Here is an 18,434-nt window from a genome sequence, read left to right as displayed (position 1 = left end):
TCTTTTCTGTTAAAATAGAGTCATCATCATATTTGAAGGAGAAAAATATGCCAACAAGTTTCTTTTTATTATTTGGTTTAATGGATTTAGGCTTTGCTGTCTTTACCTATTTTATGTTTGACTATTTTATCTTAAGTAATTATAGAAATGCCAAGAGATGCACCGAAAAAACGGAAGGAGTTATTATCCGATATTCCTATGCTCTTTATAACGGAATTAGCCTTCCAGTGGTTGAGTACACTGTTGATGGAAACCGATATAAGGTCGTCGGGCCAAAATTTCGATCTGCTATTTCAAATACAATCAGTACTCCCTTAGGTTCACTCGTATCTGATGTCAAAATGGACAATTTTGAAGATGGGGAAATTCCTCAGGTTTTAAGATATAAAATTTATAGGAACAGTTTCATCTCTTTAACCAAATCACCTTTAGAAGAGTATTTCCCAGTGGGTAGTAAGGTTGCTGTTTATTATGACCCTAAAAAACCAAAATATTCCTACGTAGAAAGACCTTTAAAACCAGGTCGTTTTACATGGTTGTTCAAATATTCTGTCTACCTGTTTGTATTTATGATGATTGCCATGGCATTCTTTACGCTGTTTATTCTTCCAAATCTTATGAACTAAGAGTTTCTGGTAGATTTTTTAAAAGTATGAAATCCATATCGTTACTATTTTTATAAAATCTTCTCCCTACTTTATAAGATAAGAAAAAGAGTTCAATCAGAACTCTTTTTTTGCTATAATGAAGGGAGAAAAATCAGACAGGAGATCAAGATGTCAGAACCGTTATTTTTAAATTCTGTAATGCAAGAAAAAATCTGGGGAGGTACCAAACTTCGTGATGAGTTTGGCTACGACATCCCAAATGAAAAGATTGGTGAGTATTGGGCGATCTCAGCTCATCCAAATGGAGTGTCTAAGGTAGCTAATGGCCGCTATGAAGGAACAGACCTAGCTACTTTGTATGAGGAACACCGTGAGTTGTTTGGCAACCGTCCTGAGCCTGTATTTCCACTCTTGACCAAAATCCTTGATGCCAATGACTGGCTCAGTGTTCAAGTTCACCCAGATGATGCTTATGGACTAGAGCATGAAGGCGAACTTGGAAAGACAGAGTGCTGGTATATCATCGCTGCAGATGAAGGTTCAGAGATTATTTACGGCCACAATGCTAAGTCAAAAGAAGAACTCCGTCAGCAAATCGAAGACAAAAACTGGGATGCCTTGCTGACAAAGGTTCCTGTTAAGGCTGGAGATTTCTTCTATGTACCAAGTGGGACCATGCATGCTATCGGTGCAGGTATCTTAATCCTTGAAACGCAACAGTCTAGTGATACCACCTACCGAGTTTATGACTTTGACCGTAAGGATGATAATGGCAACTTGCGTGAACTTCACCTCGAAAAATCAATCGATGTTTTGAATATTGGTGAGCCTGCAAATAGCCGTCCTGTGACTGTCAAAGCAGATGATTTACGTTCAACTTTACTTGTCTCTAATGATTTCTTTGCAGTTTACAAGTGGGAAGTCACAGGAAAAGTTGAATTTGAGAAGACGGCTGATTACAGCTTGTTGAGTGTCTTGGCTGGTCAAGGGAAACTGACTGTAGACGGAAAAGATTATCCAATCCAAAAAGGTAGCCACTTTATCTTACCAAGTGATGTTGAAGCTTGGACCTTGGAAGGATCAGATTTAGAATTGATTGTAAGCCATCCATAAAAAGAAAAGACTTGAGAGATATTCTCAAGTCCTTTTTTGTATTTACATAAATTGGGCGATAAAGACCACGATGATGATAATTGGAATGATGAAACGAAGAAGGAAAAGCCAGACTTGGAAAAGTCCTTGTTTCCAAGGTGTTTCATCAAGATGAAGTTCCTCCATGGCTAATGCTTTCTTAAAAATATAGCCTGTAAAAAGAGACAAGCAGAGAGCACCGAATGGCATGAGAAGATTGGAAACTAAGAAATCCATAGCATCAAAGAAGGTCTTTCCAAAGATATGGACATCAGCCATAAGACCATAGGATAGGGCCGAAGGGATACCAAAGACAAAAGTCAATACCCCTAAAATCATACTCCACTTAGCACGCTTACGATTGTCTTGATTGGTGATATTTCCAACATTGATTTCAAGCATAACGACTGAGGAAGTTATCGTCGCAAAGAGGAAAAGTAAAAGAAAGAGGATGTAGAAAATAGTACCAAAAGGCATATTGTCAAAGAGTTGCGGCAAGACAATAAAGAGGAGACTTGGTCCACCTTCAGATTGGATATTAAAGGCTGACATAGCAGGGAAAATCGCAAGTCCCGCCATAATAGAAACTGAGATGTTCAAGGCAACGATGGAAATTCCTGATTGGACCAGCTTGGTCTTCTTGTCTAGGTAGGAAGCGTAGGTCAGCATGGCTGTAACTCCAAGGGATAGGGCAAAGAAAGATTGACCTAGTGCATAGAGAAGTCCAGCACTTGTTAGTTTTGAAAAGTCAGGTTTGAGGAAGTAAACGACGCCTTCCATGGCATTTGGCAAGCTAAGAGAACGCCCGATAATAATGACAAAGATGATAAAAAGTAGAGGCATCATGACCTTAGATGCTCTTTCAATCCCTTTTTGAACGCCGTGTGAAACAATGAAAATGTTCAAGAAGATAAAGGATGCTTGGGCTCCTAAAGCAATAACTGGATTAGAAATGATGGAAGAGAATTGCTGGGCATAATCTCCATTTCCGATTAGGTGGAATAATCTTCCAATCTCGATACCAAGGTATACAAGAATCCAACCCCCAATGACACTATAAAATGAGAGAAGGATAAAAAGAGCAAAGGCACCAATCCAACCAATAAAGTTGTAATTTTGATTGTTTCCAAGCTTGCCAAAGGTTTTGATTGCTGACACGCCAGCGCTTCGACCAAGGGCAAACTCAGCCAGTAGAAGAGGGAAACCAATTAAAATTGTCGAGATAAGAAAGACCAGTAAGAAACTTCCCCCACCATTGGCAGCAGTCATGTAAGGGAACTTCCAAACAGCTCCAAGACCAATAGCAGAACCAGCAGATGCAAGGATGAAGCCCAGTTTTGATCCCCATTGCGATTTTTCAGACATTGTTAAAACTCCAATCTGTTTTTAAAATAAGAAAAGGCCACTTGAATTGTCAAATAGCCCTCTCTCAATTGCTCTTTAAGAGCCTTTTATTTGATTGATAGACTTGATTATCCTATCATGTTTTCTGAAACCTGTCAAGAAAGCGATTTTCAAGTTTTCATAAAAAATATGATAAAATACTTGACTCTACCCTAAGGTAAGGGGATATACTATTCATGTGAGGAGGAAATCATGTACCATATAAAAGAAGCTGCGCAACTTTCAGGTGTCTCCGTCAAGACCCTCTACCATTATGATAAGATAGGACTCTTGGTTCCGTTAAAGTCAGAAAATGGCTATCGAACTTACAGTCAAGAGGATTTAGAACGACTTCAGGTTATCCTCTATTACAAGTATCTAGGCTTTTCTTTAGAAAAAATAGCAGAGCTGTTGAAGGAAGAAAAGACGGACTTGTTACCACATTTGGCAAGACAGTTGGACTATCTAACTCGAGAAAGGCAACATCTAGACACCTTGATTTCAACCTTACAAAAAACCATTCAAGAACAAAAAGGAGAAATAAAAATGACCATTCAAGAAAAATTCACTGGATTTAGCTACCAAGACAATCAAAAATACCACCAAGAGGCGGTAGACAAGTATGGCCAAGAAGTCATGGATCAAGCCCTTGATCGTCAAAAAGGACGAGAGGATGAGGTTACATCAGCCTTTAATCAAGTCTTTCAAGCCTTGGCTCAAAATCTCAAAGCTGGTCTACCGATAACAGCATCTGAAAATCAAGAGGAAGCAGCCAAGCTCTTACAAGCTATTCGTACTTATGGATTTGACTGCTCTATCGAGGTCTTCGGTTATATCGGCCAAGGCTATGTCTATAATCCAGAGTTCAAGGAAAACATTGATAAGTTTGGAAAGGGAACAGCTCAATACACTTCAGATGTTATTGCCCACTATGTTAGAACTCAGACAAAATAAAAATCGGCGGAGTAATCTCTGCCGATTTCTTACTTTAAAGTTTAATCATAATGTAGACTTCCTGCCACCCATCCGGTGCAGAGGGCAGAAGTGATGTTAAAGCCACCTGTGTGGGCATTGATATCCAGTACCTCACCTGCAAAGTGGAGGCCAGGTACCAGCTTACTTTCCAGCGTTTTAGGATTGATTTCCTTGAGACTAACGCCACCTTTAGTGACAAAGGATTTAGCAAGGGACATTTTGCCAGTTACTGGAATTTTAAGAGCTTTGATAGACTGGACAAGTTGGTCGCGTTCTTTCTCAGTTAGCTGTTTAACTTTTTCAGGGTAGCCTTGGACAAAGAATTCTGCTAAGCGTTCTGGCAACAAAGATTTCAAGGCATTTTTTAAGGATTTTTCCCGGTTTTCTTCTAGAAAATTTACTAAGTCGCCTTTAGAAAGTTGTGGCAAGACATCTAAAGATAGGATTTCGCCACCCTTGACAAAGCTTGACATACGCAGAGCAGCGGGACCAGATAAACCAAAGTGGGTAAAGAGCAGATCATGGGTGATGACGTGCTTGCCATAGCTTAGGGTCACATCGTCTAGGGAAATCCCCTGCAAGGCCTTATGAGGAAAATCTGTCAATAAGGGACTTTCAGCAGCCTCAAGTTCGGTAATGGTGTGTTTGAAGTGGCGGGCAATCTCGTGACCAAAACCAGTCGAACCAGTCGAAGGATAAGACTTACCACCTGTTGTGATGATGAGTTTATCACAAGTAAAGGTTTGGTCTGTGGACTTAAGGACAAACTGGTCGTCTATCTTTTTAACAGAAACAATCTCTGTTTGAGTAGCAATTTGCCCGCCTAGTTCCGTAATTTTCTTCTCTAGAGCCTCGATTATGGTACGAGATTTGTCGCTAGCTGGGAAGACACGTCCGTGGTCTTCAACCTTGAGTTTAACACCATTTTCCGTGAAAAAATTAATGATATCATGGTTATCAAACTGTGAGAAGACACTGTATAGAAATCGCCCATTTCCAGGGATGCCAGCGAGTAGATCGTCTAGAGTTCCGTTGTTAGTCACGTTACAGCGACCACCGCCAGTTCCAGCTAATTTTTTTCCAAGTTTCCGATTTTTTTCAATGAGAAGGGTTTTCTGCCCGTAAAAGCTACTGGAAATCGTAGCCATCATACCAGCAGGGCCACCTCCGATGACAATAGTATCAAAATGTTTCATAAGAGTATTGTACCATAAAAAAACAAGAGATGATTAGACATCTCTTGTCAGATTTATTAGTTGATTTCGTATCCCATGAGGAGCCCGCCTTCTTCCGCATAGAAACTGCAGAGTCCAGAAGTTGGGATGATTCTAATGTCAGCTTGTGGGTATTTTTCTCGTAAGAGCTCTGAAAGCTGTTGGCAGAATTTGTCATTGCTACGATGAGCCATGACGATACGCCCACCAGCGTAGCCAGCTTTGATTAACTCTTCATAAGCAGCCTGAAGGGACTTTTTAGGACCACGAGCTTTTTGTAGGAGTTCTAAGGTTCCGGTTTCGCTTGCTTCACCGACCATACGAATATTGAGGAGCCCGACAACTGTACCAATAAGCTTACTCAATCGACCGTTTTTAACCAAGTTATCCACTTTAGCAAGAACGAACAACAACTTCGTTTTTTCTTGGTAAGTAGTAATCACTTCAACGACTTCTTCAAAAGAAAGTCCTTGTTTGATCAAATCATTGATCTTTTCGACGATTAGGTCAACTTCCCCACCAGCTGATAAGCTATCGATGACATGAATCTGAGTATCAGGGTGTTCTTCGAGATAGATATTCTTAGCTAATTGAGCACTATTGTGGCTACCAGAGAGAGTTCCAGTGATAGTCACTACAAAAATATGTTTGGCACCTTCGAATGCTCGTAAGTAATCATCAGGACTAGGGCAGGCTGATTTTGAAGCTTCAGAAGTCGCATACATAGTTTCCATCATCTTATCGATATCCAGATTGGCATCATCGACAAAGACTTGATCTGCTACCTGAATCTTTAAGGGAACACTGACAAATTCAGTATCAAAAGCAAGGTTTTCCAGCTGGCGATAATCACAACCAGAGTCAGCTACAATCTTCCAAGTCATAGAAATTCTCCATCTTTATCACTTATACATTGACAAAGGTTCTGTCTTTTTTTACAATTATATCATGAAAGCCCTTGAAACAAAAGTAGTACCTCTCTGTTGTCACAAGTAGAAAGAAATTGTTATGTCTGAACGTAAAATATCTGAAAAATCGCTTGAAAACCTTAGAAAATCAAATCAAGAATCTAATTTGCTAACCAGAGAAGCGATTGAAACAGCTCTTTTGCAACTCTTGGAGAAAAAGGAGTTGGCTAAGATTAGCATTTCTGAGTTAGTCAAGCGTGCTGGCGTTTCTCGTGCAGCTTTTTATCGAAACTATGATTCAAAAGAAGAGATTTTGGAAAGTGTCTTTAAACGTAGTGTCCATAACATCATGGAGCAATTGAGTCATTACGATGTTAAAACAGACCTTTATCTTGTATGGGTTCACCTCTTTAGAGAAGCCAAGAAAGAAGCTAAGGTTATTCAGCTTGCCCTAGACTATCACTTAGAAAAAATCTTTGTGCAAGCCATGCAAGAATTTTTAGAAAAATACTATGGAAAATCAAAAGGAGTCAGCTCTTACCTGCATTCTTTTTGGAGTTCTGCCATCGTATCAGTTTTGCTTAAATGGATTAAGGATGGAATGAAGGTTCCTGCTGAAAAAATTGCAGATTTACGCCTGCCATTTTTCAAAAAATAAATCAAGAGGAGAGAAGCTATGACAGAAAAAAGACTGGCTTGGGATGAGTATTTTGCTGCTCAAGCCTTATTGATTGCCAATCGTTCAACTTGTAAACGTGCCAAGGTAGGAGCTGTTTTAGTCAAGGATAACAAGGTTATTTCAACAGGCTATAATGGTTCTGTATCAGGAACAGAGCATTGTATAGATCATGACTGTCTGGTGATTGAAGGCCACTGTGTCCGCACTCTTCATGCAGAAGTGAATGCTATACTGCAAGGAGCCGAACGTGGAGTTCCTAAAGGCTTTACAGCTTACGTTACTCATTTTCCATGCCTCAACTGTACAAAACAACTGCTTCAGGTAGGTTGTGAGCGTGTAGTTTATATCAATCAATACCGTATGGATGACTATGCCCAACACCTTTATCAAGAAAAGGGAACAGAATTAACTCACCTACCACTTGAAACAGTGCAGGCAGCTCTCCAAGAGGCTCACCTAATCTAGAAATTATAAAAAAAATAAATGGTTTAGAAAGCTTTTTAAACCATTTTTTGATATAATAAGAAGAATAAATTGAAAGAAGGAATTCTGAAAATGGGAAAACTTGAAGTTATTAATCATCCACTGATTCAACACAAATTATCAATCTTGCGTCGCACTGACACTTCTACAAAAGCTTTTCGTGAACTAGTAGACGAGATTGCAATGTTGATGGGATATGAAGTGCTTCGTGATCTTCCACTTGAAGATGTAGAAATCGAAACACCGATCACAAAAACAGTTCAAAAACAGTTGGCTGGTAAAAAATTGGCAATTGTCCCAATCTTGCGTGCAGGTATTGGTATGGTTGATGGACTATTGAGTTTGGTTCCAGCAGCAAAAGTTGGTCACATTGGTATGTACCGTGACGAAGAAACCCTTCAACCAGTAGAATACTTGGTAAAATTACCTGAAGATATTGACCAACGTCAAATTTTTGTAGTTGATCCTATGCTTGCAACAGGTGGATCAGCGATTTTGGCTGTTGACTCCCTCAAAAAACGTGGAGCTTCAAACATCAAGTTTGTCTGCCTTGTATCAGCTCCAGAGGGTGTGAAGGCACTTCAAGCAGCACACCCTGATGTAGAAATCTTTACAGCAGCTTTGGATGAACGCTTGAACGAACATGGTTACATCGTTCCAGGTCTTGGAGATGCTGGAGACCGCTTGTTCGGAACAAAATAAGATTCTAAAGTGATATTGAGACTAAAGCCTAGTCTTAGTTTTGAAAGGAGGTTGAATTTTTGTATCTGTTAGTAGAATAGAGCAAAAATTTGACCTTTTTTGACCAAAAATATATAATAATCCTATTAATAAAGAAATTAGAAATCAAAAGGAGAAATGAATGATTCCTGTAGTTATTGAACAAACAAGTCGTGGAGAACGCTCGTATGACATTTACTCACGTCTTCTTAAGGACCGCATTATCATGTTGACTGGACCAGTCGAAGACAATATGGCAAACTCAGTTATCGCCCAATTGCTTTTCTTGGATGCCCAAGATAGTACAAAAGATATTTACCTTTATGTAAACACTCCTGGAGGTTCTGTATCAGCTGGTTTGGCAATCGTTGATACTATGAACTTTATCAAGGCAGATGTCCAAACTATCGTTATGGGAATGGCAGCCTCAATGGGGACTGTCATTGCATCAAGTGGAGCAAAGGGTAAACGTTTCATGCTTCCAAATGCAGAATACATGATTCACCAACCAATGGGTGGTACAGGTGGTGGTACTCAGCAGACTGATATGGCCATCGCTGCTGAACACTTGCTTAAAACTCGTAAGACTTTGGAGCAAATCCTAGCAGATAATTCTGGCAAATCTGTTGAGCAAATCCATAAAGATGCTGAACGTGATTACTGGATGAGCGCTCAAGAAACTCTTGACTACGGTTTTATTGACGAAATTATGGCTAATAATTCTTTGAATTAAACTACTAAAGCAAGCTCGACTGAGCTTGTTTTTTTTGATATAATAGAAGGAAGATTGTAAGAAGGAAGTTGAATTATGTTTCAAAAAGAGAATCGGTCTGGTCTGATTATCTATTTATACTATAATCGCGATGCTAAAAAACTCGCAAATTATGGTGATATTTGTTACCACTCAAAAAAACATCGTTACCTACAACTTTATGTCCCAACAGAGGAAGTAGAAGAGCTGGTAAATCGTTTAGGAAAAGAGAAATTTATCAAGAAAGTGAGAGTTTGTCATATCCAAGAATTGGAAACTCCTTTCGTTGGGAACCTTTATAAAACTAGCGAAAACGTTATCATTTAAAAAGTGAGAGAAACTTGTTGACAATTTTCTGATAATTCGGTATATTCTTAACATGTAATTTAAATTGAACATTAAAAGGAGATAAACATGAAGAAAAAATTTGCATTGTCACTTGTAGCTCTTGCAAGTACAGCTCTTTTAGCAGCTTGTGGGGAAGTGAAGTCAGGAGCTTCAAACACAACTGGTAACCCAATTGATGAAAAAGTTGTAAAAATTGGTTTCAACTTCGAAGAAACTGGTGCTGTAGCATCTTACGGTACTTCTGAGCAAAAGGGTGCTCAACTTGCAGTTGATGAAATCAACGCAGCAGGTGGTATCGATGGAAAACAAATCGAAGTAGTCGACAAAGATAACAAATCTGAAACTGCTGAAGCTGCTTCTGTTTCAACAAACCTTGTGACTCAATCTAAGGTAGCAGCTATTGTAGGACCTGCGACTTCAGGTGCAACTGCAGCGGCAGTAGCAAATGCTACACAAGCTGGAGTTCCATTGATTTCTCCAAGTGCTACTCAAGATGGTTTGACAAAAGGTCAAGATTTCCTCTTCATCGGAACATTCCAAGATAGTTTCCAAGGAAAAATCATCTCAAACTACGTTTCAAACAAATTGAACGCTAAGAAAGTGGTCTTGTATACAGATAACTCAAGTGACTACGCTAAAGGTATTGCAAAATCTTTCCGTGATTCATTCAAAGGTGAAATCGTAGCAGACGAAACATTTGTATCAGGTGATACAGACTTCCAAGCAGCTTTGACAAAAATCAAAGATAAAGACTTTGATGCAATCGTATTGCCAGGTTACTATACAGAAGCTGGTAAGATTGTAAACCAAGCTCGTGGTATGGGAATTGATAAGCCAATCATCGGTGGTGACGGATTTAACGGTGCAGAATTTGTTCAACAAGCAACTGCTGAACGCGCATCAAATATCTACTTCATCTCTGGATTCTCAACTACTGTTGATGTTTCAGATAAAGCAAAAGCCTTCCTTGAAGCTTATCGTGCAAAATATAACGAAGATCCTTCAACATTTGCAGCTCTTGCTTATGACTCAGTTTACCTTGTAGCTAATGCAGCAAAAGGTGCAAAAACTTCAGTTGATATCAAGAACAATCTTGCTAAAACACAAAACTTCGAAGGTGTTACAGGTCAAACAAGCTTTGATGCAGATCATAACACTGTGAAAACAGCCTTCATGATGACCATGAATAATGGTAAAGTAGATGCGGCAGAAGTCGTAAAACCATAATTTTATAGATATCGTAAATGGGGAATGAGCTTTTACTCACTCCCTGTTTCGGTATTTATAAAGGGATTATTTTTTTATAAAATCCTAAAAATAAAACTTAGAAAGAGTGAACCATATGCTTCAACAACTTGTCAATGGTTTAATCTTGGGTAGTGTCTATGCCTTGCTAGCCCTGGGTTATACTATGGTTTATGGAATTATCAAGCTTATTAACTTTGCCCATGGTGATATCTATATGATGGGTGCTTTCATGGGTTATTTCTTGATTAATGCCCTCCATTTAAATTTCTTTTTAGCCTTAATTTTGTCCATGATTGGTTCAGCTATTCTCGGCGTAATCATCGAGTTTCTAGCTTACCGTCCACTCCGTCATTCAACTCGTATCTCTGTATTGATTACTGCTATCGGGGTATCCTTCTTGCTTGAGTATGGAATGGTCTATCTAGTAGGTGCCAATACACGTGCCTTCCCTCAAGCAATCCAAACAGTTCGTTATGACTTGGGTCCAATCAGTCTAACAAATATTCAATTATTGATTTTGACAGTTTCGATTGTCTTGATGATTCTTTTGCAACTCATCGTGCAAAAAACCAAGATGGGGAAAGCAATGCGTGCAGTATCTGTTGATAGTGATGCAGCTCAGTTAATGGGGATCAACGTAAACCGTACAATCAGTTTTACCTTTGCCTTAGGATCAGCTCTGGCTGGTGCAGCAGGTGTCTTGATTGCCCTTTACTACAACTCTCTTGAACCATTGATGGGAATGACTCCGGGTATTAAATCATTCGTTGCTGCCGTTTTAGGTGGTATCGGTATTATTCCTGGTGCAGCTCTTGGAGGTTTTGTAATTGGACTATTGGAAACTTTTGCAACAGCCTTCGGAATGTCAGATTTCCGTGATGCTATCGTGTACGGAATCTTGCTATTGATCTTGATTGTTCGTCCAGCTGGTATCCTTGGTAAGAATGTGAAAGAGAAGGTGTAAACAATGAAAGAAAATTTAAAAGTTAATATTCTCTGGTTGCTCCTTTTGTTGCTTGGATATGGTGTGATTAGCTTATTAGTTTCGTTTGGTATTTTAAACCTTTTCCATATTCAGATTCTAGAACAAATCGGTATCAATATTATTCTTGCAGTTGGACTTAACCTTATCGTTGGTTTTTCTGGTCAATTTTCTCTTGGACATGCTGGGTTCATGGCTATCGGTGCCTATGCAGCAGCCATTATTGGTTCTAAATCTCCAACTTACGGTGCATTTTTTGGAGCTATGTTGCTTGGTGCTATCATTGCTGGTTTGGTTGCCTTGGTCGTTGGAATTCCTACCCTTCGTTTGAAGGGGGACTACCTTGCAGTTGCGACACTTGGAGTTGCTGAAATTATCCGTATCCTAATCGTCAATGGTGGTGATTTAACAAACGGAGCTGCTGGTATCCTTGGTATTCCAAACTTTACTAATTGGCAAATGGTATACATTTTTGCCGTGATTACGACAATTGCAACGCTGAATTTCCTTCGTAGTCCAATCGGTCGTTTAACCTTGTCTGTTCGTGAAGATGAAATCGCAGCTGAATCTGTCGGGGTCAATACAACAAAAATCAAAATTATTGCATTTGTCTTTGGAGCTATGACTGCAAGTATTGCAGGTTCCCTTCAAGCAGGATTTATCGGTTCTGTTGTGCCTAAGGATTATAGCTTTATCAATTCTATCAACGTTTTAATTATCGTTGTATTTGGTGGTTTGGGATCAATTACAGGAGCAATTGTCGCTGCGATTGTTCTTGGTATTTTGAATATGTTCCTTCAAGACGTAGCTAGCGTTCGTATGATTATCTATGCTTTGGCCTTGGTACTCGTTATGATTTTCAGACCAGGTGGTCTTCTTGGAACCTGGGAATTGAGCCTATCAAGACTCTTTAAAAAAGGTAAGAAGGAGGGACAAAACTAATGGCATTACTTGAAGTAAAACAGTTAACCAAGCATTTTGGTGGTCTGACTGCTGTTGGAGATGTAACTCTAGAATTGAACGAAGGTGAACTTGTTGGCTTGATTGGACCGAACGGAGCTGGGAAAACAACTCTTTTCAACTTGCTGACAGGAGTTTATGAACCAAGTGAAGGAACAGTAACATTAGATGGCCACTTATTAAATGGTAAGCAACCTTATAAAATCGCATCTCTTGGTTTAGGGCGTACCTTCCAAAACATCCGCCTCTTTAAAGACTTGACAGTTTTGGATAACGTTCTTATTGCATTTAGTAACCATCACAAACAACATGTTTTTGCAAGTTTCTTGCGTTTACCAGCTTTTTATAAGAATGAAAAAGAATTAAAATCCAAAGCCTTAGAATTACTAAAAATCTTTGATTTAGATGGTGATGCTGAAACCTTAGCTAAAAACTTAGCCTATGGCCAACAACGTCGTTTGGAAATTGTTCGTGCCCTTGCTACAGAACCTAAAATCCTCTTCTTGGATGAGCCTGCAGCAGGTATGAACCCACAAGAAACTGCAGAATTGACTGAGTTGATCCGTCGCATCAAGGATGAATTCAAGATTACCATCATGCTGATTGAACATGATATGAACTTGGTCATGGAAGTCACTGAACGTATCTACGTACTTGAGTACGGTCGTTTGATTGCTCATGGGACACCAGATGAAATCAAGAACAATAAACGTGTTATCGAAGCTTATCTTGGAGGTGAAGCCTAATGTCTATGTTAAAAGTTGAAAACCTCTCAGTTCACTACGGTATGATTCAAGCTGTACGTGATGTGAGCTTTGAAGTTAATGAAGGAGAAGTTGTTTCACTTATCGGTGCCAACGGTGCTGGTAAAACAACCATTCTTAGAACATTATCAGGCCTTGTACGTCCAAGTGCAGGTAGAATTGAATTTCTTGGGCAAGAAATCCAAAAAATGCCTGCACAGAAGATTGTGGCATCGGGTCTTTCACAAGTTCCAGAAGGACGTCATGTTTTCTCTGGTTTGACTGTTATGGAAAACTTGGAGATGGGAGCTTTTCTTAAGAAAAATCGTGAAGAGAATCAAGCAAATTTGAAGAAAGTCTTCTCTCGTTTCCCTCGTTTGGAAGAACGTAAAAATCAAGATGCGGCTACTCTATCTGGTGGTGAACAGCAGATGCTTGCCATGGGACGTGCCCTCATGTCAACGCCTAAACTACTTTTATTAGATGAACCATCAATGGGGCTTGCGCCAATCTTTATCCAAGAAATTTTTGATATCATCCAAGATATTCAAAAACAAGGAACAACCGTTCTCTTGATTGAGCAAAATGCTAATAAAGCACTAGCCATCGCTGACCGAGGATATGTTCTTGAGACAGGAAAGATTGTCCTATCAGGAACAGGAAAAGAACTCGCAGCATCAGATGAAGTCAGAAAAGCATATCTAGGTGGCTAAAACAATCCAGTGGATTGTTTTAGTCGGCGGATAAAAATTGCGGCAGCAATTAACATCTAGTCCGAGAGATTGTTTTAGTCGGCGGATAAAGATTGCAAAGCAATCATACAATCTACATAAGTATAAGATTAAGGGCTCTAAGTTGAGCTCTTTTTCGTAAAGTCCTTCAGATTTTTCTGAATCTTGAAAAAGAAATGAAAGCGTTTGATAGCTTTCCGTAAAAAGTGTATAATAAAACTATAAACATAAAGGAGATTTCCTATGGCAGTTAAAGATTTTATGACACGCAAGGTCGTTTATATCAGTCCTGATACAACTGTTGCACACGCAGCAGATTTGATGCGCGAACAAGGTTTGCACCGTCTCCCTGTTATTGAGAATGATAAATTAGTAGGCTTGGTAACAGAAGGGACAATCGCTGAAGCTAGTCCTTCAAAAGCGACTAGTCTTTCAATCTTCGAGATGAATTATTTGCTTAATAAGACAAAAGTAAAAGACGTCATGATTCGAGATGTTGTAACTGTCTCAGGCTATGCAAGTTTAGAAGATGCAACTTATCTCATGCTTAAAAATAAGATTGGTATTTTGCCAGTTGTTGACAATGGACAATTGTATGGAGTCATTACAGATCGTGATGTATTCAGTGCCTTTCTTGAAATCGCTGGTTATGGGGAAGAGGGAATCCGTGTTCGTTTTATCACAGAAAATGAAGTTGGAGTTTTAGGTAAGATTGTTTCTTTAATCGTTGAGGAAAATCTTAATATCTCTCATACCGTTAATATTCCACGTAAGGATGGTAAAATTGTTATTGAAGTACAAATTGAGGGAAGCATTGATCTTTCATCGTTGAAAAAGAAATTCGAGGATGAAAATATTCTCGTAGATGAAATTACAAAAACTTCTGCAAAAAAACTCTAAAAAGAAAAATATAACTTACTTTAAGCTTGCGAAAAAAACTTTTTTCTAGTATAATAGTTTATTGTGAGCAAACCTCACTTACCCCTTGCAAAGGCTTGGGGTCATTAGACCAAAAGGAGGAACATATCAATGGCTAAATACGAAATTCTTTATATCATTCGTCCAAACATTGAAGAAGAAGCGAAAAACGCTTTGGTAGCACGTTTTGACTCTATCTTGACTGACAACGGTGCAACTGTTGTTGAATCAAAAGATTGGGAAAAACGTCGTCTTGCATACGAAATCCAAGATTTCCGTGAAGGACTTTACCACATCGTTAACGTTGAAGCAAACGACGACGCAGCTCTTAAAGAGTTTGACCGTCTTTCAAAAATCAACGCTGACATTCTTCGTCACATGATCGTCAAACTTGACGCGTAAGAAGGTAGACTATGATTAACAATGTTGTACTTGTAGGGCGTATGACACGTGACGCTGAGTTACGTTATACCCCATCAAATGTAGCAGTTGCGACTTTTACTCTTGCAGTAAACCGTACATTCAAGAGTCAAAATGGCGAACGTGAGGCTGATTTTATCAATGTCGTTATGTGGCGCCAACAGGCTGAAAATCTTGCTAACTGGGCTAAAAAAGGCTCTCTTGTCGGGATTACAGGTCGTATTCAGACTCGTAGTTACGATAACCAGCAAGGACAACGTGTCTACGTGACAGAAGTTGTAGCTGAGAATTTCCAAATGTTGGAAAGCCGTAGTGCTCGTGAAGGACAAAGTGGTGGAGCTTATTCTGCACCAACTGCTAGTCATGCAGCAACTACAAATTCAGTACCAGACTTTTCACGTGATGAAAATCCATTTGGATCAACCAATCCTTTGGATATTTCAGATGATGATTTACCATTCTAATGGACAATTAATACTATAAAGGAGAAAAAACATGGCTCAACAACGTCGTGGCGGATTCAAACGCCGTAAAAAAGTTGATTACATCGCAGCAAACAAAATTGAATATGTTGATTACAAAGATACTGAGCTTCTTAGCCGTTTCGTTTCAGAACGTGGGAAAATCCTTCCACGTCGTGTAACTGGAACTTCAGCTAAAAACCAACGTAAAGTAACAACAGCTATCAAACGCGCTCGCGTAATGGCTTTGATGCCTTTCGTAAACGAAGATTAAAAAAGAGGTCCAGTGGACCTCTTTTTCATGAGCTCGAAAACAAGAGAGCGAGTTAAGACCCTTACGGGTCTTTTTTCACGAGATAGTTTTTTTCTGACCTTGGTGTGCTATAATGGCAATAGAAAGAGTAAAGGTGGGTAAGTCAAAGATGAATTGTACGATTAGAAATATGATTAAGTCTGATATTGAATCCTTATCTCATGGATTTATGAATCAAGGTTGGCCTGGTAGAGAGGAAATTTTGGCTAGATATTTTCTGGAACAGGAAAGTGGGGAGAGAGAAGTCTTAGTTGCAGAGATTGATGGTGCTGTAGCGGGCTACGTTACCATTTTGCCCTCTGCTAAACATGGTCCTTTTGCAGAAGTCTATCCAGAATTATCAGATTTTAATGTGTTTGAGCCTTTTCGAAATCAAGGGATTGGGAATCAACTGCTAGAAGAAGCAGAAAAACGAGTCAAGTTTGTTTCGAGTAAGGTCACTCTTGGTGTAGGTTTGCACTTAGGCTATGGCCCTGCCCAGAGATTGTATATCAGACGGGGCTACATTCCAGATGGGACAGGTGTCTGGTATCGAAATCAACCCTTGGAAATGAATGCAACTAGCCAAAATAATGATGATTTGGTTTTGTATCTAGTAAAGGAATTCGGATAAGAGACAAGGATTTTATTGGGGATGTGGGATTTCTCTTCTTTATGGTATAATGGAAGGAGTGAATTGAAGGAGGTATTATAATGGATGCCAAGTTAAGATACAAGGCTAAGAAGATTAAGATTATCTTTTTTGATATAGATGATACTTTACGAAATTCAAAGACTGGCTTTATTCCAAGCACTATTCCAACAGCCTTTAAACAATTACGTGATAAAGGAATCTTGACAGGAATTGCGACTGGTCGAGGCATTTTTGGTGTAGTCCCAGAGATTAAAACCCTCAAACCTGATTTCTTTGTAACCTTGAATGGTGCTTATATTGAGGACAAAAAGGGCAATGTCATTTATAGTAACAAAATCGCTAAAGATAAGGTTGAAGAGTATATTACTTGGACCAAAGAAGTTGGTATTGATTATGGTTTGGTGGGAAGTCATGCTGCTAAACTATCAAGGCGAACAGAGATGATTAGCCAGGCGATTGACCCGATTTATCCTGATTTAGAGGTGGACCCTGATTTTTACCAAAAAGAAGATATTTATCAGATGTGGACCTTTGAGGAGCGGGGAGATGATTTAATCTTGCCTGATACTTTGGCATCGATTTTACGTATGGTACGTTGGCATGAACATTCGTCAGATGTGGTGCCTATTTCTGGTTCTAAGGCAGCTGGCGTTGCCAAAGTGGTAGAGCAATTAGGACTTAAACCTGAAAATGTGATGGTTTTTGGGGACGGACTTAACGATTTAGAGCTCTTTGATTATGCAGGCATTAGTGTCGCTATGGGTGTTTCTCATGATACAATCAAAGAAAAAGCAGATTATATTACAAAAACATTAGAAGAAGATGGCATCTTTGATGCCTTAGAAGGATTTGGTATGGTAGAAAAAGAATTACATTTTCCACAAGTAGACATTGAAACAGTAGAAGGTCCAATTGCGACTATTAAGACAAATCATGGGGATATGCGTGTCAAACTTTTCCCTGATCACGCACCAAAAACAGTAGCCAACTTTATTGCTCTGTCAAAAGATGGTTACTATGACGGTGTGATTTTCCACCGTATTATTAAAGATTTTATGATTCAAGGTGGAGACCCAACTGGAACTGGTATGGGTGGTGAATCTATCTATGGTGAGTCATTTGAGGATGAGTTTTCAGAAGAACTTTACAATGTTCGCGGAGCCCTTTCTATGGCTAATGCTGGGCCAAATACAAATGGCAGCCAGTTCTTTATCGTGCAGAATCAACACTTGCCATATTCTAAGAAAGAAATTGCGCGTGGTGGCTGGCCTGAACCAATCGCTGAGATTTATGCAGAACAAGGTGGAACTCCTCACCTAGACCGTCGTCATACTGTATTCGGTCAACTTGCGGATGAAGCTTCTTATGAAGTTTTGGATGCAATTGCAGGTGTCGAAACAGGTGCAATGGACAAGCCAGTTGAAGATGTCGTAATTGAAACTATTGAAATTGAGGACTAAAATGAAAATCGGTGATAAGCTAAATGGCCGTATTACTGGGATTCAGCCCTATGGAGCTTTTGTTGAGTTAGAAACAGGAGTGACAGGCCTGATTCATATTTCGGAGATTCGGACAGGATTTATCGAAAATATTTACGAGGTTTTAAAAATCGGTGATGAAGTCCAGGTACAAGTAGTAGATTTTGACGAATATACAGGGAAGGCTAGCCTTTCCATTCGTACCTTGGAAGAAGAAAAACATCAACTTCCTAGACGGAGACGTTTTTCGAATGATCGCATCAAACATGGCTTTGCACCGCTTGGTCGCATGATGCCTGTTTGGACAAGAGAAGCCTTAGAACATTTAAAGAAAAACAGTAATTGA

The 18,434-nt window shown here is 39.3% G+C and carries 23 protein-coding genes; 20 read left to right on the top strand and 3 right to left on the bottom strand.

Features of this window, described 5'->3' with window-relative positions; genetic code table 11:
* Positions 1-47 precede the first annotated feature (47 nt).
* Together ACLNCS_RS01420 and manA are read left to right on the top strand one after the other, a co-directional pair.
* Positions 48-626, top strand: coding sequence for a DUF3592 domain-containing protein (locus tag ACLNCS_RS01420; RefSeq protein WP_424846867.1), 579 nt, complete (start codon positions 48-50; stop codon positions 624-626).
* A gap of 150 nt (positions 627-776) precedes the next feature.
* The gene (gene manA, locus ACLNCS_RS01415) at positions 777-1,721 is read left to right on the top strand and encodes a mannose-6-phosphate isomerase, class I (protein WP_424846865.1); all 945 of its coding nucleotides are present in this window, start codon (positions 777-779) and stop codon (positions 1,719-1,721) included.
* 42 nt (positions 1,722-1,763) lie between these two features.
* Here the strand turns inward: manA and ACLNCS_RS01410 are convergent, their stop codons facing one another.
* Complete coding sequence (locus ACLNCS_RS01410) at positions 1,764-3,104, bottom strand: sodium-dependent transporter (protein WP_424846863.1); 1,341 nt, start codon at positions 3,102-3,104, stop codon at positions 1,764-1,766.
* A gap of 231 nt (positions 3,105-3,335) precedes the next feature.
* Here ACLNCS_RS01410 and ACLNCS_RS01405 point away from each other — a divergent pair, with 231 nt between their 5' ends.
* Positions 3,336-4,076 (top strand): MerR family transcriptional regulator, encoded by a 741-nt coding sequence (locus tag ACLNCS_RS01405; RefSeq protein ID WP_414309839.1) that lies wholly within the window; start codon positions 3,336-3,338, stop codon positions 4,074-4,076.
* A 41-nt stretch (positions 4,077-4,117) separates the two neighbouring features.
* Here the strand turns inward: ACLNCS_RS01405 and ACLNCS_RS01400 are convergent, their stop codons facing one another.
* Together ACLNCS_RS01400 and ACLNCS_RS01395 are read right to left on the bottom strand one after the other, a co-directional pair.
* Positions 4,118-5,293: an NAD(P)/FAD-dependent oxidoreductase gene (locus ACLNCS_RS01400; protein ID WP_424846860.1), complete on the bottom strand. Its 1,176-nt coding sequence runs from the start codon at positions 5,291-5,293 to the stop codon at positions 4,118-4,120.
* Positions 5,294-5,349: 56 nt separating this feature from the next.
* On the bottom strand, positions 5,350-6,195 hold the full coding sequence (locus ACLNCS_RS01395; RefSeq protein ID WP_424846858.1) for a DegV family protein: 846 nt from the start codon (positions 6,193-6,195) through the stop codon (positions 5,350-5,352).
* Positions 6,196-6,319: 124 nt separating this feature from the next.
* On the opposite strand from ACLNCS_RS01395, the gene ACLNCS_RS01390 reads away from it, so the two are divergent.
* The 17 genes from ACLNCS_RS01390 (at position 6,320) to ACLNCS_RS01310 (ending at position 18,434) form a co-directional block, all read left to right on the top strand.
* Positions 6,320-6,877, top strand: a complete 558-nt coding sequence (locus ACLNCS_RS01390) for a TetR/AcrR family transcriptional regulator (protein ID WP_004252362.1) — start codon at positions 6,320-6,322, stop codon at positions 6,875-6,877.
* 18 nt (positions 6,878-6,895) lie between these two features.
* Positions 6,896-7,363: a deoxycytidylate deaminase gene (locus ACLNCS_RS01385; RefSeq protein WP_004252363.1), complete on the top strand. Its 468-nt coding sequence runs from the start codon at positions 6,896-6,898 to the stop codon at positions 7,361-7,363.
* A 90-nt stretch (positions 7,364-7,453) separates the two neighbouring features.
* Positions 7,454-8,083: a uracil phosphoribosyltransferase gene (upp, locus tag ACLNCS_RS01380; RefSeq protein ID WP_004252365.1), complete on the top strand. Its 630-nt coding sequence runs from the start codon at positions 7,454-7,456 to the stop codon at positions 8,081-8,083.
* Positions 8,084-8,243: 160 nt separating this feature from the next.
* Positions 8,244-8,834 carry an ATP-dependent Clp protease proteolytic subunit ClpP gene (clpP, locus tag ACLNCS_RS01375; RefSeq protein ID WP_004252366.1) on the top strand — a complete coding sequence of 197 codons (591 nt, stop codon included), beginning with the start codon at positions 8,244-8,246 and terminating at the stop codon, positions 8,832-8,834.
* Between the two features lie 75 nt (positions 8,835-8,909).
* On the top strand, positions 8,910-9,179 hold the full coding sequence (locus ACLNCS_RS01370) for a YlbG family protein (protein ID WP_004252368.1): 270 nt from the start codon (positions 8,910-8,912) through the stop codon (positions 9,177-9,179).
* Between the two features lie 87 nt (positions 9,180-9,266).
* A complete protein-coding gene (locus tag ACLNCS_RS01365; RefSeq protein WP_004252370.1) occupies positions 9,267-10,427 on the top strand; it encodes an ABC transporter substrate-binding protein in 1,161 nt (386 codons plus the stop codon).
* A gap of 115 nt (positions 10,428-10,542) precedes the next feature.
* The gene (locus tag ACLNCS_RS01360; protein WP_004252371.1) at positions 10,543-11,412 is read left to right on the top strand and encodes a branched-chain amino acid ABC transporter permease; all 870 of its coding nucleotides are present in this window, start codon (positions 10,543-10,545) and stop codon (positions 11,410-11,412) included.
* A gap of 3 nt (positions 11,413-11,415) precedes the next feature.
* Complete coding sequence (locus ACLNCS_RS01355; RefSeq protein ID WP_004252374.1) at positions 11,416-12,372, top strand: branched-chain amino acid ABC transporter permease; 957 nt, start codon at positions 11,416-11,418, stop codon at positions 12,370-12,372.
* A complete protein-coding gene (locus ACLNCS_RS01350; RefSeq protein WP_424846853.1) occupies positions 12,372-13,136 on the top strand; it encodes an ABC transporter ATP-binding protein in 765 nt (254 codons plus the stop codon). The genes ACLNCS_RS01355 and ACLNCS_RS01350 overlap by 1 nt, the downstream gene beginning before the upstream one ends.
* Positions 13,136-13,846 (top strand): ABC transporter ATP-binding protein, encoded by a 711-nt coding sequence (locus ACLNCS_RS01345; protein ID WP_225750551.1) that lies wholly within the window; start codon positions 13,136-13,138, stop codon positions 13,844-13,846. The genes ACLNCS_RS01350 and ACLNCS_RS01345 overlap by 1 nt, the downstream gene beginning before the upstream one ends.
* Before the next feature lie 261 nt (positions 13,847-14,107).
* The gene (locus ACLNCS_RS01340) at positions 14,108-14,764 is read left to right on the top strand and encodes a CBS domain-containing protein (protein WP_006148127.1); all 657 of its coding nucleotides are present in this window, start codon (positions 14,108-14,110) and stop codon (positions 14,762-14,764) included.
* 129 nt (positions 14,765-14,893) lie between these two features.
* Positions 14,894-15,184 (top strand): 30S ribosomal protein S6, encoded by a 291-nt coding sequence (gene rpsF / locus ACLNCS_RS01335; protein WP_002896497.1) that lies wholly within the window; start codon positions 14,894-14,896, stop codon positions 15,182-15,184.
* Positions 15,185-15,195: 11 nt separating this feature from the next.
* Positions 15,196-15,666 (top strand): single-stranded DNA-binding protein, encoded by a 471-nt coding sequence (locus ACLNCS_RS01330; protein ID WP_424846848.1) that lies wholly within the window; start codon positions 15,196-15,198, stop codon positions 15,664-15,666.
* 31 nt (positions 15,667-15,697) lie between these two features.
* Positions 15,698-15,937 (top strand): 30S ribosomal protein S18, encoded by a 240-nt coding sequence (rpsR, locus tag ACLNCS_RS01325; RefSeq protein WP_000068664.1) that lies wholly within the window; start codon positions 15,698-15,700, stop codon positions 15,935-15,937.
* A 148-nt stretch (positions 15,938-16,085) separates the two neighbouring features.
* Positions 16,086-16,589 carry a GNAT family N-acetyltransferase gene (locus ACLNCS_RS01320; RefSeq protein WP_004244450.1) on the top strand — a complete coding sequence of 168 codons (504 nt, stop codon included), beginning with the start codon at positions 16,086-16,088 and terminating at the stop codon, positions 16,587-16,589.
* Positions 16,590-16,669: 80 nt separating this feature from the next.
* Entirely contained in the window at positions 16,670-18,070 is a 1,401-nt protein-coding gene (locus tag ACLNCS_RS01315; protein ID WP_424846846.1) for a bifunctional Cof-type HAD-IIB family hydrolase/peptidylprolyl isomerase, read from the top strand.
* A 1-nt stretch (position 18,071) separates the two neighbouring features.
* Positions 18,072-18,434: a S1 RNA-binding domain-containing protein gene (locus ACLNCS_RS01310; protein ID WP_004252382.1), complete on the top strand. Its 363-nt coding sequence runs from the start codon at positions 18,072-18,074 to the stop codon at positions 18,432-18,434.

It is taken from the genome of Streptococcus sp. CL9.43 (genome assembly GCF_049737935.1).
Taxonomy (GTDB): domain Bacteria; phylum Bacillota; class Bacilli; order Lactobacillales; family Streptococcaceae; genus Streptococcus; species Streptococcus infantis_I.
This window is presented reverse-complemented; position numbering and strand designations above follow the sequence as displayed.